The sequence below is a fragment of the Pseudoclavibacter chungangensis genome, assembly GCF_013410545.1.
GTDB lineage: Bacteria > Actinomycetota > Actinomycetes > Actinomycetales > Microbacteriaceae > Pseudoclavibacter > Pseudoclavibacter chungangensis.
In genome coordinates this window covers 962,819-978,756 of sequence record NZ_JACCFV010000001.1, presented here as the reverse complement: position 1 = coordinate 978,756, position 15,938 = coordinate 962,819, and the positions used below count along the sequence as shown (strand labels likewise).

Genomic DNA, 15,938 nt, shown 5'->3' with positions numbered 1-15,938 from the left:
CACGCCCCGCTCGGTGTCGCGGCGGCGCTGGCGCTTCCGGGGACGCTCCCGCGACGGCGAACGGGAGCGCGACCGGGAGCGGGAGCGCGACCGGGAGAGCCGCGACACGTTCGGCCGCGCGATGGAGGCGTTCGCGCGCGGCATGGGCACGCCCGCGTTCCTCGTGGGTCTCACGGTCTTCGTGGCCGCCTGGATCGTCTGGAACTCCGTCGCGCCCGAGCAGCTCCGCTTCGACTCCGCGGCCCTCGGCTTCATCGCACTCACGCTCATGCTCTCGCTGCAGGCCTCGTACGCCGCGCCCATGCTGCTGCTCGCGCAGAACCGACAGGACGACCGCGACCGCGTGCAGATCGAACAGGACCGGCAGCGTGCCGAGCGCAACACGGCGGACCTCGAGTACCTCGCGCGCGAGATCGTCGCGCTGCGCATGGTCGTGGCCGACATGGCGTCGAAGGACTTCATCCGCACCGAGCTCCGCTCGCTGCTCGAGGACATCGAGGAGCTCGACGACGAGGACGGCGAGGACCAGGCCGGCAGGTCGACCACGCGCCGCGGTCGCGCGGGCGACGTGGACGAGAACCGGGCCGAGGAACTGCGCGAGCAGCGCCGACGTGCGCGCGCGCAGGAGCGGGACGCGGCGGGTGACTGACGCACCGAGTCCCGAGGGGCTCCGCGAGCGGCTGCAGGAGGCACTCGCGGGGGTGGTGGATCCGGAGATCCGACGCCCCGTGACCGAACTCGGCATGGTCGACGTCCTCGACGTCCCCACCGACGACGAATCCGCCGTCCGGCTCGAGCTGCGACTGACGATCACGGGGTGCCCGGCGGCGACGCGCATCGAGCGCGACACGCGTGACGCGATCGAGAGCGTTCTCGGGCAGCGGCCGTACGAGCTCGTGGTCGGGGTCATGACGCCGGAGCAGCGCCGCGAGTTCCAGGAGCGCGTTCGCGGTCCAGGCGGCGCACGCACACACCCGTTCGGGCGCGACTCGCTCACGCGCGTGATCGCGGTCACGAGCGGCAAGGGCGGTGTGGGGAAGTCGACCGTCACGGTCAACCTCGCGGTCGCCCTCGCGGCCCGCGGACTGTCGGTCGGCATCGTCGACGCCGACGTGCACGGCTATTCCGTGCCGGCCCTCATGGGCCTCGTCGGCGAACACGCGTCGAGCGATTCCGGTGCGCTCGTCCCGACCCGCGTCGGCGACCTCATCCTGCCGCCCATCGCGCACGGGGTGAAGGTGATCTCGATCGGCATGTTCCTCGACGACAGCGACGACGGGGTCGTCGCGTGGCGGGGGCCCATGCTGCACCGCACGCTCGAGCAGTTCCTGCGCGACGTCCACTTCGGGGACCTCGACGTGCTGCTCGTCGATCTCCCACCCGGCACGGGCGATGTCGCGATCTCGCTCGGCCAACTGCTCCCCGGCGCGGAGGTCGTCGTCGTGACGACGCCGCAGCCCGCCGCGGCCGATGTCGCGGTGCGTTCGGGCCTCGTCGCGCGGCGCACGGGCCAGCGCGTCGTGGGTGTCATCGAGACGATGTCCCCCGCGATCGGCGCGAACGGCGAGTCGTTCGCGCTCTTCGGTTCCGGCGGGGGTGCCCGTGTCGCCGGACGTCTCTCGGCGGACGTTCCCGAACCGGTACCCCTGCTCGCCGAGGTGCCCCTGAGCGAGTCGCTCCGCGAGGCCGGTGACCGCGGAACGCCCTCGGTGCTGAGCGCGCCCGACGACCCGGCGTCACGCGCCCTGCAGCAGGCGGCGGAACGCCTCGCGACGCGCCCCGACCCGCTCGTCGGTCGTCCCCTCGGCATCCGGGTGCGCTGACCCGCACCGCGGCGTCCGGCTCAGGCGGGCAGCTCGCGACGCAGCTCCCTGATGCGGAAGTGGATGCCCGCACTCGATTCGCGCCACGGCGTGAGCGACACCTCCCGCCACTCGTCGCCGAGGACCGGCGCGGGCGTATCGCCGGCGACACCGAGGGCGAGTTCCGTCACGCTCGCGACGGTCGCCTCCTCGAGCGTCGCGGCGTAGAGCTGCCCGCCGCCCGCGACCCAGACGATCGGATCGGCCGAGCCCGGCGTCGCTGCGTCCTCGAGTGCATGTGCACGCGCGGTCGCGAGCGCCGAATCGACCGACGTCCGCACGAGCACCTCACCGGAGCCCTCGCCGATCGCCTCGAACGCGGGGTCCCTCGTGACGACGATCGAGGTGCGCCCCGAGAGCGGACGGAAACGGAGCGGCAGCGAGTCCCACGTCCGCCGGCCCATGAGGACGGGGTGTCCCGAGGTCGTCCGCTTGAAGTGGGCGAGATCCTCGGGCACGTGCCACGGGAGGCCGCCGTCGGCGCCGATCACCTTCCGGCCGTCGGGATCGGTCGCCTCGGCCCAGATGAGTCCGACGGGGACGTCGTTCGCCGCCATCAGACGGCGACCGGTGCCGAGATGGCGGGGTGGTGGGCGTAGTCGAGAATCTCGACGTCGTCGTAGGTGTAGTCGAAGATCGAATCGCGCGGCGCGAGCCGGAGCGTCGGCGGGGCGAAGGGCGCGCGCTCGAGCTGCGTCCGCACCTGCTCGACGTGATTGTCGTAGATGTGACAGTCCCCGCCGGTCCAGACGAACTCGCCGACCTCGAGCCCGGTCTGCGCGGCGACCATGTGGGTCAGGAGTGCGTAGCTCGCGATGTTGAACGGCACACCGAGGAACAGGTCGGCGCTGCGCTGGTAGAGCTGGCACGAGAGGCGGCCGTCGGCGACGTAGAACTGGAAGAGCAGGTGGCACGGCGGGAGCGCCATGTCCGGCAGCGCCGCGACGTTCCACGCCGAGACGATGAGGCGGCGGGAGTCGGGATTCACTCGGATCTCGTCGACGACCTGCTGGATCTGGTCGACCGTCGAGCCGTCGGCACGTGGCCACGAGCGCCACTGCACCCCGTACACGGGGCCCAGTTCGCCGTTCTCGTCGGCCCACTCGTCCCAGATGCTCACGCCGCGCTCCTGCAACCACCGGACGTTCGACTCGCCGCGGAGGAACCACAGCAGCTCCTGCACGATCGAGCGCACGTGAACGCGCTTCGTCGTGACGAGCGGGAACCCCGCCGCGAGGTCGAATCGCAACTGCGCCGCGAACACGCTCGTCGTGCCGGTCCCCGTGCGGTCGGACTTGTGGACGCCCTCGGCGAGTACGCGCCGTAGCAGGTCCTCGTAAGGGGTGGGGATCGTCTCGGTCACGTGGCCTCCGAATCGAACGGGGCCGCCCGTGGGGCGGGTGAAGTGGTCGTGGTCGTGGCGGTGGAGACCGCCCAATCGGGGCGCGATGTCGCCGCCGCCCCGGCCGTCGGTATCGCGGCTCCCGCGGCCGCAGCTCCCGCGGCCCCCGCAGCGGGAGCACCCGCGGTCGCAGTACCCGCATCCGCCGTCGTGACGGTCGGCTTGCCGGGCTCGGCCCGCTTGGGACGCGACGGAACGGGATCGTCCTCGAGCAGCGCGTCGCGGATGATGCGCCGCGGATCGTACTGGCGCGGATCGAGCTTGCGCCAATCGACGTCGTCGAACTCCTCGCCCATCTCCTCACGGAGCCGTTCCTTCGCCCCGCCCGCGAAGTCACGCACCCAGCGGACGGCGTCGCGGAGCTTCTCCGCGGCGAGCGGAAGGCGCTCGGGCCCGACGACGAACGCGACGATGACCCCGATGACGAGGAGCTTCTCGAAGGTCAGGCCGAACACCACACCAGGATAGACGCCGTCGCCCGAGAACGAGTGCCACCCGACGCTACGCTGATGGAATGTCCGAACTCGATCGCAATGCGCGCTTCATCGAGGAACGGATCGACGAATCGGACATCCAGCGCGACGCCCGCCAGCACGCACTCGAGCTCGGACTTCGCCCCGTCTCGGCCGCGACCGGCGCCCATCTCGCGTTCCTCGCCGCCGCCTCGGGGGCACGCACCATCATCGAGGTCGGCACGGGCGTCGGCGTCACGTCGCTGTGGCTCCGCCGCGGCGCGCCGACCGCGACGCTCACGGCCATCGACGACGAGCCGGAGCATCTCGCGCTCGCGAAACGCTCCCTGCTGTCGCAGGGCGCCCGGCCCGCGACGCTCCGCATGATCCCCGGCCGACCGGCCGACCTGCTGCCGCGCATGACCGAGGCCGGGTACGACCTCGTCGTGCTGGGCGACGACCTCGCCCACGTCGCGGCGCACCTGCAGCACGCCCTCCGGCTCGTTCGTCCGGGCGGGACCATCGTCGTGCTCAATGCGCTCAACGGCGGCCGGGTCTCCGACCCCGCGCGTCGTGATCCCATCACGAGCGGCATCCGCGCGCTCCTGCGCGAGTTCGAGCTGCAGCCGGACCTGGCGCTCTCCGTCCTGCCCGGCGACGGCGGCCTGCTCCAGATCACCAAACGCGCCTGACCGCACGATCGATGGGGCTCGTCCGCGCGGAGCGCGCGTCGGGGCGCACGAACGGGGCGCCGCCCGGACCCGGGCCGGCGCCCCGTTCTCGACCGGTCGCGCTACTCGCCCACCGAGGACGAGAGGGCGTCGCGAAGCTCCCTCGCCTCGTCGTCGTTCGCCGAGAAGACCAAGCGTCCACCGCCCTCGAGCGGGACGCGGACAATGATCAACCGGCCCTCGCGGACTGCTTCCATGGGTCCGTCACCGGTACGCGGCTTCATCGCGGCCATTACTGCCTCCATCTGTGTTGTCCGACCATTTTAGCGGTGCGGCGCACGCGAATGCCGCCCGAGGTGTTCAGGTGGTGTCGAATCCGGCTCACGCACGGCCACGTCATCCGATGACATGCCCTCCGGATCCGTCAGGAACCGGGGTGTACGCTCGCGAACGCAGGCTCCGACGGGCCAACCTCGGCGGGCAGACCCTCGCCGGGACGTCTCACCGAAAGGACCAACCGTGGCTGAATTCACGCTTCCCGATCTTCCCTACGACTACGCCGCACTGGAGCCCCACATCTCGGGCCGCATCATGGAGCTCCACCACGACAAGCACCACGCCGCCTACGTCAAGGGCGCCAACACCGCCATCGAGCAGATCGCCGAAGCCGCCTCCACCGGCGACCTCGCCAACATCAACAAGCTCGAAAAAGACCTCGCCTTCAACCTCGGCGGCCACAACAACCACTCCATCTTCTGGAAGAACCTCTCCCCCGAGGGCGGCGAACCCCACGGCGCCCTCAAGGACGCCCTCGAGAACCGCTTCGGCAGCATCGAGAACTTCCAGAACCTCTTCACCTCCGTCGCCCTCGGCGTCCAGGGCTCCGGCTGGGCCGTCCTCGGCTACGACGACACCGCCGGCAACCTCACCACCTTCCAACTGTTCGACCAGCAGGGCAACATCCCCTTCGGCGTCACCCCCCTGCTCCTGCTCGACGTCTGGGAACACGCCTACTACCTCGACTACCAGAACGTCCGCGCCGACTACGTCAAGGCCTTCTGGAACATCGTCAACTGGAACGACGTCGCCGAGCGCTACACCACCGCAACCAACTAACACACCCACACACACCACGGGCCCGCACCAACCGGTGCGGGCCCACGGCGTTCACGCGGCGGTGCGTATCACGGCGGCGTCCAGTCGTGCCCGATGACGTACCAGCACCACGTGATCCACACGAGCTGCCCCACGATCGAGCCGGCGACGAGCAGGACCCGCACGAGGGGCGAGCGCGGGAGCGCGAGCACCCCGAGGACGGGGAAGATCGGCATGAAGAGCCGGAACACGGACGACTGCGGGAAGAACACCGCGACGAGGTAGAGCACGTAGCTCACGAGCCAGAGCCGGATCTCGATGCCGAGCCGGCGCATGATGGGCAGCGCGAGCAGGACGGCCATCGCGAGCAGGACGACGGTCACGGTGACGATGCCGGCGACGCCGCCGATCCAGAACTCGCCCGCGTGGTACCACGCGGTGAACGGCACGAGTTCGCCCGGGCCCGTGTAGTGGGCGCGCCACGCGAGCTCGGTGTCGAGGTACGCGTGGAAGTCACCCGTCACGAGCCAGGCGACCAGGAGCCACCCGAACCCGGCGAGCACCGAGAGCGCCCCGAGCCCGAGGAGCGCGACGACGTCCCGACGGGGGAACTCGAGTCCGTCGCGCCGCAGCCGCCACCAGCGGTAGAGGAAGTACAGACCGAGCGTGAGGGCCCACGCGAGTCCCGACGGCCTCGTGAAGGACGCCAGGACGACGAGCGGCGCCATGAGCGCCCATCGTCGTTCGACGAGGCAGATGAGCAGCGCCGAGACGAAGCACATCTGCAGGCTCTCGGCGTAGCCGACCTGCAGCATCGGGCTGAGCGGTGCGATGCAATAGAGCACCGTCGCGAACATCGCCGTCGAGCGATCGAGCACCGTCGTCATGAGGCGGTGGAAGAGGAACGCCGAGACGAGCCCGAACACGAGCGAGAGCGTCATCGCGACCACACCGAACGGGAGACCCGTCAGGAGCATCCCGATCCGCACGAGCATCGGATACACGGGCATGAACGCCCACGCGTTCTCGGTCACCCGCCCCTCGTCGTTCCTCGGGAGCTCGGACGGATAGCCGCCGGTCGCGATGCGCTCGTACCACTGCGCGTCCCAGAGGTTCGAGAACTCCACGAGGCCGGGGCGCGCACTCGTCTGCCAGGTGTCGTCCTGGTTCGCGGCGAACGCGAGCATGATCGTGGTCGCGAGGAGCCGCGAGGCGACGTAGACGACGACGATCTGCAACCAGAGCGGCAGTTTCGACCAGTAGTAGCCCGCGTAGGTCTGCCGTGTGTCGTGCGAGACGGTGAACGGGGTGCGGTCCACCCCGATCCCCACCGACGGGGAGGGCGCCGTCGCCTCGTCGCGCCCGCTCACGACAGGCCCGTGAGATACCGGCGAAGGCCCTGCTCGACGCGGTCGATCTGGGCGAGCGGGACGCGCTCGTCGTCCGCGTGCGCCTTCTGCGGGTCACCCGGGCCGTAGTTGACGGCCGGGACACCGAGTGCGGAGAAGCGCGCGACGTCGGTCCACCCGTACTTGGGTCGGGGCTCCGCGTCGACCGCCGCGACGAACGCGGCGGCGACCGGCGCGTCGAGGCCCGGCCGGGCACCCGGGGAGCGATCGACGACCTCGACCTCGAAGCCGTCGAAGAACGTCCGCAACCACGCCTCCGCGTCCTCGACGGACGTGCTCGGCGCGAACCGGTAGTTGACGTGCACGACGCACTCGTCGGGGATCACGTTGCCCGCGACGCCGCCCGAGATGCGCACGGCATTGAGGCCCTCGCGGTAGTCGAGCCCGTCGACGTGCACGGTGGCCGGTTCGTAGGCCGCGAGCCGCGCCAGGATCGGTGCGGCCGCGTGGATCGCGTTGCTCCCCGTCCACGCCCTGGCGGAGTGCGCTCGACGCCCGTGCGTCCGGACGTCGATCCGCATGGAGCCGTTGCAGCCCCCCTCGACGAGACCGCGGGTCGGTTCACCGAGGATCGCGAAGTCGGCCCGCAGGAGTTCGGGCCGTGCGTCCGCGAGGTGCCCGAGGCCGTTCAGCTCGGCCGAGACCTCCTCGTTGTCGTACCAGAGCCAGGTCACGTCGACGACCGGTTCGGTCAGTTCGATCGCGAGCTTCAACTGGACCGCGACGCCGGCCTTCATGTCGACCGTGCCCCTCCCCCAAAGGTAGGCGCCGGGCTCGGTTCCCTCGACGTCCGCCGCCGCCTCGTCCGGCGAGACCTCGACGAGACGCGTCGGGAGGTTGTCGTTGATCGGCACCGTGTCGAGGTGCCCGGCGATCGCGACCCGCTGGGCGCGGCCCAGCTCGGTGCGCGCGACGACCGTGTTCCCGAAGCGGGTGACGCGAAGGTGCGGGGCCTCGTCGAGCGCGGCCTCGACGGCATCGGCGAGCACCGACTCGCTGCCGGAGACGGAGGGGATGTCGCACAGCGCTCGGGTGAGCTCGACGGCCGAGACCGAGGGATCGAGTCCGGCGGGGTGCTGCTGTCGGTCGGCGGGCGGGGTGACGTCGGCGGACATGGTGACGAGTGTACGCGGGGGCGCTCCCGGGTCCTCTCGGAACGCTCCGGTCAGTACCCTGGGGGCATGACGACGCAGCAGCCCGAGCCCGAGTCCGCCCCGACCCACGCCTGGGGCGACGGTCTCGCCACGATCACGGTCGACGGTTCCGTGCTCGACGCCTGGTTCCCCGCCCCCGCCCTCGGCCGTCTGCCCGACGGCCGCGACCCGCACATCGCTCCCGCCGAGCTCTCGGATCTCCAGCACGAGGACACCCGGCGCGAGGTGCGTATCGTCCCCGTCGTCGTCGAGTCGGCGCTGCAGGAGCCCGTCGCCTCGGTCGAGGACGCGTACCTCCGACTGCACCTGTTGAGCCATCTGCTCGTCCGGCCGAACACGATCTCGCTCGACGGCGTGTTCGCCCACCTTCCGAACAATGCGTGGACCAACGTCGGCCCCATGGACGCCGACGCGGTGGCGCGCCTGCGTCCGCACCTGCGTCGCGACGGCATCCAGGTCTACGCGATCGACAAGTTCCCTCGTCTGCTCGACTACGTGACGCCCCAGCGCGTCCGGATCGCGGACGCGGGGCGGGTCCGTCTCGGTGCGCACCTCGCGCCGGGCACCGTCGTCATGCACGAGGGTTTCGTGAACTTCAACGCGGGCACGCTCGGTGCCTCGATGGTGGAGGGTCGGGTCTCGCAGGGTGTCGTCGTGGGCGACGGTTCCGACATCGGCGGTGGCGCGTCGATCATGGGGACGCTCTCGGGTGGCGGCACGCAGCGCATCTCGATCGGTGAGCGTGCGCTGCTCGGCGCGAACTCGGGCATCGGGATCTCGCTCGGTGACGACTCGCTCGTGGAGGCCGGCCTCTACGTCACGGCGGGCACGAAGGTGCTCCTGTCGGGTGCCGGGAACGCGGACGGCGAGCTCGGTGAGCCCCGCGCGGTGAAGGCCGTCGAGCTCTCGGGCGTGCCGAATCTGCTGTTCCGGCGCAACTCGGTGTCGGGTGCGGTCGAGGCGCTGCGCCGCGCGGGTGCGGGCGTCGAGCTGAACGCCGCGCTGCACGACTGACGTCACGCGCCTCGATCCAGCCGGGTTGTTGCTACCGGGCCCGCGGCCCGGTAGCAACAACCCGGCTGGATGTGGCTACGTCGCGGAGCCGGGCGACGTCAGGCGCGCGAGCGCGGACTCGAACGCGGTGACGGCGTCCTCGAGACCGAAGTGGCCCGCCGCCGCGAGTGTTCCGAGCCCGTGCACGAGGCCCCACACCGCGGTCGGATCGACGCCGATCCGGCCCGACGCCTCGCCGAGCAGCGTCTCGAGTGACGCGATGAGCGGCCCCATCGTCTCGGTCGGTGCGCCGGGCACGCACACCGTGGGGTCGTAGATCACGGCGAACGCGTTCGAGCGTTCGACCGCGAAGACGATGTAGGCCGTCCCGCCCCGCCGCACCACGTCGACGGGTGACGACGCCTCGGCGGCGGCCGCGCGCACATCGTCCAGCAGTGCCGCCATGCTCCGCTCGGCCAACACCTTCAGCAGGCCGCGCCGGTCGGCGAAGTGGTGGTAGGGCGCGTTGTGGCTGGCGTCGGCCGCCCGTGCGACCTCGCGGAGGCTGATCTCCGCGGCGGGCCGCTGCGCGAGCAACTCCATCGCAGCACGCTCGAGCGCCACGGCGAGATCACCGTGATGGTAGGCACCCCGGGCGGTTGACATGTCCCCGTATCGTCTCCTAACTTGACAGTGTCAATCTACTGGACAGTGTCAAGATAGGATCATCATGAGCGCCGCTCTCGTCATCGACGGCCACCCGAATCCCGCCTCACTCACCGCCTCGATGGCCCGCGCATACGCCGAGGGCCACGGGGACGCTCGCGTCCTCGCACTGCGCGATCTCGAGTTCGACCCGATCCTGCGATACGGCTATCGCGCCCGGACGCCGCTCGAACCGGACCTCATCGACGCGAAGGTCGCGCTCCACGCCGCCACGCGGATCGTCGTCGCCACCCCCATGTGGTGGGCATCGACCCCGGCACTCCTGAAGGGGTTCTTCGATCGGGTCCTGCTCCCGGGACACGAGTACCGCTACCGGCAGAGCGGACTCCCCGAGGGGCTCCTCCGGGGCCGTCGCGGGCGCGTCCTGCTGCTCGCCGACACGCCCTGGTACGGCGCGATCGTTCCCGGAACGCCCGCCGCGGCCGTCCTGAAGCGCAACATCCTGGGGTTCTGCGGCATCCGCCCCGTTGCGGTCAACCGCTTCCTCGGCGTCAAGGGCACCGACGACGAGCGCCGGCGCCGGTGGCTCGAGCGCGCACGATCGCTCGGCGCGCGCGATGCCCGGGTAGATGCCGGGACGGCGACACCCGTCCCCTCCTGGCGCCCCGTCGCGCACGTCGCCTGAACTGGCCCGCCCCGGCCGAGCGCGACGGGACGACGAACGAGGGTGGCCCCCGCGATCACGCGGGGACCACCCTCGTCGGGGCCGAGCGGTCGCGACCGCGACCGGCACCGTCAGTCGTGCGTCACGTGCCCCTCGGGCAGGTGCCGCTCCGCGGGGCCCGTGTAGAGCTGCTGCGGCCGACCGATGCGCGTCTTCGGGTCGTCGTTCGCCTCGCGCCAGTGCGCGAGCCAGCCGGGCAGGCGGCCGATCGCGAACAGCACCGTGAACATGCGCGTCGGGAAGCCCATCGCCTTGTAGATGATGCCCGTGTAGAAGTCGACGTTCGGGTAGAGGCGACGCTCCTTGAAGTAGTCGTCGCTGAGCGCGTGCTGCTCGAGCTCCATCGCGATGTCGAGCAGCGGATCCGAGACGCCGAGCGCCGCGAGGACCTCGTCAGCCGACTCCTTGACGAGCTTCGCACGCGGGTCGTAGCTCTTGTAGACGCGGTGTCCGAAGCCCATGAGCCGGACACCGTCCTCCTTGTTCTTGACGCGCTCGACGAAGCGGTCGACCCCTTCACCGGAGTCCCGGATCTCACCGAGCATCTTCAGGACGGCCTCGTTCGCGCCACCGTGCAGCGGCCCGTAGAGCGCCGAGATACCCGCGGAGATCGACGCGTAGATGTTCGCCTCGGTCGACCCGACGAGACGCACGGTCGAGGTCGACGCGTTCTGCTCGTGGTCGGCGTGCAGGATGAGCAGGCGCTCGAGCGCCTTCGAGAGCACCGGGTCGACGACGTACGGCTCGGCGAGGTTACCGAAGTTCAGCTTGAGGAAGTTGTCGACGAAGCCGAGCGAGTTGTCGGGGTACAGGAACGCCTGGCCGATGCTCTTCTTGTGCGCGTACGCGGCGATCACGGGGATCTTCGCGAGCAGGCGGATCGTGTTCTCCTCGACCATGTCGGGGTTGTGCACGTCGAGGGAGCTCTCGTAGTAGGTCGAGAGCGCGTTCACGGCGCTCGAGAGCACCGACATCGGGTGCGCGTGCGACGGCAGCGCGTCGAAGAAGCGCTTGAGGTCCTCGTGCAGGAGCGTGTGGCGCCGGATACGGTTCGTGAAGTCCTCGTACTGCTCGGTCGTCGGCAGCTCGCCGTAGATGAGCAGGTACGCGACCTCGAGGAACGTCGAACGCTCCGCGAGTTCGGCGATCGGATAGCCGCGATAGCGGAGGATCCCCTCATTGCCGTCGATGTAGGTGATCGACGACTTCGTGGAGGCCGTGTTGACGAATCCGTTGTCGAGCAACGAGAAGCCGGTCTGCTTCATGAACGTCGACCCGTCGATCGCGTGCGGTTCCGCGGTCCCGCGCAGGATCGGGAAGCTCGCGGTGCCGCCGGGGTACTCGAGCGTCGCCGTCTCGGGCTGCGTCGGCTCCTGGTGTTGCTGGTCGCTCACAGATCCTCCTTGAAACTCGTGGTCGGTCGCTGCGACGGCGGAGTCGCCGCGGGCAGCCGTTATAGCCTACTGGCCCTCCGGGCGCCCTCGTCGACTGCACAACGGAACCGTCGTTTCGTTGTCGAGCCGATGCAAATCCTGCTCCGGACCGCGCCGGACGGGCTCGCTCAGTCCTCAGCGAGTCGTCGCGCGGCCTCGGCGATGCGTTCGTCACTCGCGGTGATCGAGAGGCGCACGAACCGCGCGCCGGCCTCGCCGTAGAACGGGCCCGGGCCCGCGAGCACGCCGCGGTCGGCCAGCGCGCCGAGGGTCGCCCAGGCGTCCTCGTCGCGCGTTCCCCACAGGTAGAGGCCGGCATCCGAGCCCTCGATGCGCAGGCCGAAACGTTCTGCCGCGGGCAACAGGCGCGCGCGACGCGCGGCGTAGCGATCGCGTTGCGCGTCCGCGTGCTCGTCGTCGGCGAGCACGACGGCGACGACGTGCTGCACGAGCGCCGGCACGATGAGGCCCGCGTGCTTGCGTGCCGTGACGAGCCGCCGCACGAGCGCTCGGTCCCCCGCGGCGTAGGCGGCCCGGTAGCCGGCGAGATTGGAGCGCTTCGAGAGCGACGAGCACGCGATGAGGCCCGTCAGGTCACCGCCGGTGACGTCGGGATCGAGGAGCGAGGGGACGGGCTCGTCGGCCCAGCGCCCCCAGCCGAGTTCGGCGTAGCACTCGTCCGACACGACGATCGCGCCGAGTTCGCGGGCGCGCTCGACCGCCCGACGCAGGGCGGCCCGGTCGAGCACGCGTCCGTCGGGGTTCCCGGGCGAGTTCAACCACACGAGGCGCGTCGTCTCGGGCCACTCGTCGGGATCGTCGACCGAGGCGATCGCCGCACCGGCGAACGCCGCCCCCATCGCGTAGGTCGGGTAGGCGGCGGGCGGTTGCACGATCGTGTCCCCGGCCCCCAGGCCGAGGAAGAACGCGGTCGTCGCGACGAATTCCTTGGAGCCGACGGTGAGCAGGGCGTCGTCGACGTCGAGCCCCGGCACGCCCCGGCGTCGCGCGAACCACTCGGCGACCGCGCGCCGCGACGCCGGACTCCCCTGGGTCGTCGGGTAGGCGTGTGCGTCCGCGGCCTCGGCGAGCGCGCGGCGGGCGATCTCGGGCACGGGGTCGACCGGCGAGCCGATCGACAGGTCGACCAGTCCGCCGGGGTGGGATGCGGCGCGTTCGCGGTAGGGCGCGACGGCGTCCCAGGGGTACTCCGGGAGCGGTCCGAGGCTCACGCCTCGTCCCCCTGCGGCGGGAGTGCGGCGACGATCGGGTGATCGGCCTCGATGACGCCGACCTTCGCCGCACCGCCCGGCGAGCCCACCTCGTCGAAGAACTCGACGTTGGCCTTGTAGTAGTCGGCCCACTGGTCGGGGAGGTCGTCCTCGTAGTAGATCGCCTCGACGGGGCACACGGGTTCGCACGCCCCGCAGTCCACGCATTCGTCGGGGTGGATGTACAGCATGCGTTCACCCTCGTAGATGCAGTCGACCGGGCATTCGTCGACGCAGGCACGATCCTTCACGTCGACGCACGGCAACGCGATCACGTAGGTCACGAGGCTGACTCCTTCGGGGCTCCGTTCGGCGATTCGGGGACGATCCCAGGGTACCCGGCCGCGCCTCCGGCGGAGGCCGGATGACCGCCCTGACCGGCCGCTCCGTGTACGGCCGACGCATCGGCCACAGATGGACCGTCCGACGCGCCGCGAGCCGGCAGGCGCGGCCAGAACGTCACGACGACGGCGATGAGGATGGAGCCGATGAGCCACGCGTAGCCGACGGCATCGGCGACGACGAGGACGCTGTGCCCGGCACCGAGGAAGCTGTACCAGGCGACGCCGAGGACGAGTCCGATCGCGAACCCGTAGCTCGACCAGCGTTCCGCGAGATACATGCGGACGCCGACCGTCAGCATGACGGTGCACAGGAGCGCGAGGACGACGCCGAACCAGACGGCGTGTCCGGCGACGTCGAAGCGGGCGCGGTGCGCGAAGGTCCCGATCGTCGCGAGCAGCGCCCCGAACAGGACGTACAGGACGCCCGTCGTGACCCGCTCGACGACACCGGGCGCGCCCGCTTCCCGCTTCGTCGTCATCACCCCTTCTTCGCGCGCGACGCGGCCCGCCCGCGTGCGGTGGAGTCCAGCTCGACTTTGCGGATGCGGACCTTCTCGGGCGTCACCTCGACGCACTCGTCCTCGCGGGCGAACTCGAGCGATTCCTCGAGGGTGAGGTGGCGCGGCGGGGTCAGTCGCTCGAGCTCGTCGGCGGTCGACGAGCGCATGTTGGTGAGCTTCTTCTCCTTGGTGATGTTGACGTCCATGTCCTCGGCGCGCGTGTTCTCGCCGACGACCATGCCCTCGTAGACCTCGTCGGTCGGGTCGACGAAGAACGTCATGCGCTCCTGCAGAGCCATCATCGCGAACGGCGTGACGACGCCCGCGCGGTCGGCCACGATCGAGCCGGAGATGCGCGTCGTGATGGGGCCCGCCCACGGCTCGTAGCCGTGCGAGATCGCGTTCGCGATGCCCGTCCCGCGCGTGACGGTCATGAACTCGCTGCGGAAACCGATGAGTCCGCGCGAGGGGACGATGAACTCCATACGCACCCAACCGGTGCCGTGGTTCGTCATGCCCTCCATGCGTCCCTTGCGGGCGGCGAGGAGCTGCGTGATCGCGCCGAGGTGCTCCTCGGGTGCGTCGATCGTGAGCTCCTCGAAGGGCTCCAGCGTCTTCCCGTCGACGACGCGCGTGACGACCTGCGGCTTGCCCGCCGTGAGTTCGAAGCCCTCGCGGCGCATGTTCTCGATGAGGACGGACAGCGCAAGCTCGCCACGGCCCTGCACCTCCCACGCGTCGGGGCGACCGATGTCGACGACCCGGAGGGACACGTTACCGATGAGCTCGCGGTCGAGGCGGTCCTTCACCATGCGCGCCGTGAGCTTGTGCCCCTTGACCTTGCCCATGAGCGGCGAGGTGTTCGTGCCGATCGTCATCGAGATCGCGGGCTCGTCGACCGTGATCGCGGGCAGCGGGCGGACGTCCTCGGGGTCGGCGATCGTGTCGCCGATCGTAATGTCGGGGATGCCGGCGACGGCCACGATGTCGCCCGGCCCGGCCGACTCGGTCGGCACGCGGTCGAGGGCCTTCGTCTCGAGCAGTTCGGTGATGCGCACGTTGTGCACCTCGCCGTCCGAACGCACCCAGGCGACGTTCTGGCCCTTCTTGAGCGTGCCGTTGAAGACGCGCAGGAGGGCGAGGCGGCCGAGGAACGGTGACGCGTCGAGGTTCGTCACGTGTGCCTGCAGCGGTGCTGCCGGGTCGTACGCCGGCGCCGGGATGTGCTCGAGGATCGCCTCGAACAGCGGCTCGAGCGTGTCGTTGTCGGGCAGCGAGCCGTTGTCGGGCTGGTTGCGGCTCGCGGCGCCGGCGCGCCCGGAGGCGTAGAGCACGGGGAGGTCGAGGATGGCGTCGACGTCGAGGTCGGGGACCTCGTCGGCGAGGTCTGAGGCGAGGCCGAGGAGCAGGTCCTGCGATTCCTGCACGACCTCGTCGATGCGCGCGTCCGGACGGTCGGTCTTGTTGACCGCGAGGATGACGGGAAGCTTCGCGGCGAGCGCCTTGCGCAGCACGAAGCGCGTCTGGGGAAGCGGCCCCTCCGACGCGTCGACGAGGAGCACGACGCCGTCGACCATGGACAGGCCGCGCTCGACCTCGCCACCGAAGTCCGCGTGCCCGGGCGTGTCGATCACGTTGATGATCACGGGCCCCTCGCTCGCGTGCTCGCCCTCGTAGCGGATCGCGGTGTTCTTCGCGAGGATCGTGATGCCCTTCTCACGCTCGAGGTCGTTCGAGTCCATGACCCGGCTCTCCCCGTCGAAGTGCGAGTGATCGCCGAACGAGTTGGTCTGACGCAACATGGCGTCGACGAGCGTCGTCTTGCCGTGGTCCACGTGCGCCACGATGGCGACGTTTCGGAGATCTGAACGGTGGGCGAGCGACGTTTCGGTCATACGGGGCTTCCTGGCAGCGGAAAAATACGACTCATCTTACGCCCGGACAGGACCGTCCCGTGCACGA

Annotated in this window: 18 protein-coding genes; 6 read left to right on the top strand and 12 right to left on the bottom strand. The window is 70.4% G+C overall.

What is annotated here, in order from left to right; genetic code table 11:
• Positions 1 to 13 precede the first annotated feature (13 nt).
• The gene (locus tag HNR16_RS04380; protein WP_377700738.1) at positions 14 to 649 is read left to right on the top strand and encodes a DUF1003 domain-containing protein; all 636 of its coding nucleotides are present in this window, start codon (positions 14 to 16) and stop codon (positions 647 to 649) included.
• Positions 642 to 1,823, top strand: coding sequence for an Mrp/NBP35 family ATP-binding protein (locus tag HNR16_RS04375; RefSeq protein WP_225737919.1), 1,182 nt, complete (start codon positions 642 to 644; stop codon positions 1,821 to 1,823). Before HNR16_RS04380 ends, HNR16_RS04375 begins: the two co-directional genes overlap by 8 nt.
• A 20-nt stretch (positions 1,824 to 1,843) precedes the next feature.
• Here HNR16_RS04375 and HNR16_RS04370 read toward each other — a convergent pair whose 3' ends face one another.
• Genes HNR16_RS04370 through HNR16_RS18975 form a run of 3 tightly spaced genes read right to left on the bottom strand, consistent with a single transcriptional unit; the run spans position 1,844 to position 3,719 of the window.
• Positions 1,844 to 2,419: a dihydrofolate reductase gene (locus HNR16_RS04370; RefSeq protein WP_158041340.1), complete on the bottom strand. Its 576-nt coding sequence runs from the start codon at positions 2,417 to 2,419 to the stop codon at positions 1,844 to 1,846.
• Positions 2,419 to 3,225, bottom strand: coding sequence for a thymidylate synthase (locus HNR16_RS04365; RefSeq protein WP_158041341.1), 807 nt, complete (start codon positions 3,223 to 3,225; stop codon positions 2,419 to 2,421). The genes HNR16_RS04370 and HNR16_RS04365 overlap by 1 nt, the downstream gene beginning before the upstream one ends.
• The gene (locus HNR16_RS18975) at positions 3,222 to 3,719 is read right to left on the bottom strand and encodes a twin-arginine translocase TatA/TatE family subunit (RefSeq protein WP_158041342.1); all 498 of its coding nucleotides are present in this window, start codon (positions 3,717 to 3,719) and stop codon (positions 3,222 to 3,224) included. The genes HNR16_RS04365 and HNR16_RS18975 overlap by 4 nt, the downstream gene beginning before the upstream one ends.
• Positions 3,720 to 3,778: 59 nt before the next feature.
• On the opposite strand from HNR16_RS18975, the gene HNR16_RS04355 reads away from it, so the two are divergent.
• Positions 3,779 to 4,408 carry an O-methyltransferase gene (locus HNR16_RS04355; RefSeq protein WP_158041343.1) on the top strand — a complete coding sequence of 210 codons (630 nt, stop codon included), beginning with the start codon at positions 3,779 to 3,781 and terminating at the stop codon, positions 4,406 to 4,408.
• Between the two features lie 101 nt (positions 4,409 to 4,509).
• Here HNR16_RS04355 and HNR16_RS04350 read toward each other — a convergent pair whose 3' ends face one another.
• The gene (locus HNR16_RS04350; protein WP_158041344.1) at positions 4,510 to 4,680 is read right to left on the bottom strand and encodes a DUF3117 domain-containing protein; all 171 of its coding nucleotides are present in this window, start codon (positions 4,678 to 4,680) and stop codon (positions 4,510 to 4,512) included.
• Between the two features lie 226 nt (positions 4,681 to 4,906).
• Between HNR16_RS04350 and HNR16_RS04345 the strand changes: the two genes are divergently transcribed.
• Positions 4,907 to 5,503, top strand: a complete 597-nt coding sequence (locus tag HNR16_RS04345; protein WP_158042232.1) for a superoxide dismutase — start codon at positions 4,907 to 4,909, stop codon at positions 5,501 to 5,503.
• A 68-nt stretch (positions 5,504 to 5,571) separates the two neighbouring features.
• On the opposite strand, the gene HNR16_RS04340 is transcribed toward HNR16_RS04345, so the two are convergent.
• Together HNR16_RS04340 and dapE are read right to left on the bottom strand one after the other, a co-directional pair.
• Positions 5,572 to 6,852, bottom strand: coding sequence for a mannosyltransferase family protein (locus HNR16_RS04340; protein ID WP_158042045.1), 1,281 nt, complete (start codon positions 6,850 to 6,852; stop codon positions 5,572 to 5,574).
• The gene (gene dapE / locus HNR16_RS04335) at positions 6,849 to 8,006 is read right to left on the bottom strand and encodes a succinyl-diaminopimelate desuccinylase (protein ID WP_158042044.1); all 1,158 of its coding nucleotides are present in this window, start codon (positions 8,004 to 8,006) and stop codon (positions 6,849 to 6,851) included. The genes HNR16_RS04340 and dapE overlap by 4 nt, the downstream gene beginning before the upstream one ends.
• A gap of 66 nt (positions 8,007 to 8,072) precedes the next feature.
• On the opposite strand from dapE, the gene dapD reads away from it, so the two are divergent.
• Positions 8,073 to 9,059 (top strand): 2,3,4,5-tetrahydropyridine-2,6-dicarboxylate N-succinyltransferase, encoded by a 987-nt coding sequence (gene dapD, locus HNR16_RS04330; RefSeq protein WP_158042043.1) that lies wholly within the window; start codon positions 8,073 to 8,075, stop codon positions 9,057 to 9,059.
• Between the two features lie 75 nt (positions 9,060 to 9,134).
• Here dapD and HNR16_RS04325 read toward each other — a convergent pair whose 3' ends face one another.
• A complete protein-coding gene (locus HNR16_RS04325) occupies positions 9,135 to 9,704 on the bottom strand; it encodes a TetR/AcrR family transcriptional regulator (RefSeq protein ID WP_158042042.1) in 570 nt (189 codons plus the stop codon).
• Between the two features lie 64 nt (positions 9,705 to 9,768).
• Between HNR16_RS04325 and HNR16_RS04320 the strand changes: the two genes are divergently transcribed.
• A complete protein-coding gene (locus tag HNR16_RS04320; protein WP_158042041.1) occupies positions 9,769 to 10,389 on the top strand; it encodes an NAD(P)H-dependent oxidoreductase in 621 nt (206 codons plus the stop codon).
• Between the two features lie 110 nt (positions 10,390 to 10,499).
• Here HNR16_RS04320 and HNR16_RS04315 read toward each other — a convergent pair whose 3' ends face one another.
• From HNR16_RS04315 to typA, 5 genes are all read right to left on the bottom strand, one after another.
• Complete coding sequence (locus HNR16_RS04315; RefSeq protein WP_158042040.1) at positions 10,500 to 11,822, bottom strand: citrate synthase; 1,323 nt, start codon at positions 11,820 to 11,822, stop codon at positions 10,500 to 10,502.
• A gap of 167 nt (positions 11,823 to 11,989) precedes the next feature.
• A complete protein-coding gene (gene dapC, locus HNR16_RS04310; protein ID WP_158042039.1) occupies positions 11,990 to 13,093 on the bottom strand; it encodes a succinyldiaminopimelate transaminase in 1,104 nt (367 codons plus the stop codon).
• Complete coding sequence (gene fdxA, locus HNR16_RS04305) at positions 13,090 to 13,416, bottom strand: ferredoxin (RefSeq protein WP_158042038.1); 327 nt, start codon at positions 13,414 to 13,416, stop codon at positions 13,090 to 13,092. The genes dapC and fdxA overlap by 4 nt, the downstream gene beginning before the upstream one ends.
• Complete coding sequence (locus HNR16_RS04300; protein ID WP_158042037.1) at positions 13,413 to 13,955, bottom strand: hypothetical protein; 543 nt, start codon at positions 13,953 to 13,955, stop codon at positions 13,413 to 13,415. The genes fdxA and HNR16_RS04300 overlap by 4 nt, the downstream gene beginning before the upstream one ends.
• On the bottom strand, positions 13,955 to 15,871 hold the full coding sequence (gene typA, locus HNR16_RS04295; RefSeq protein ID WP_158042036.1) for a translational GTPase TypA: 1,917 nt from the start codon (positions 15,869 to 15,871) through the stop codon (positions 13,955 to 13,957). The genes HNR16_RS04300 and typA overlap by 1 nt, the downstream gene beginning before the upstream one ends.
• Positions 15,872 to 15,938: the final 67 nt, after the last annotated feature.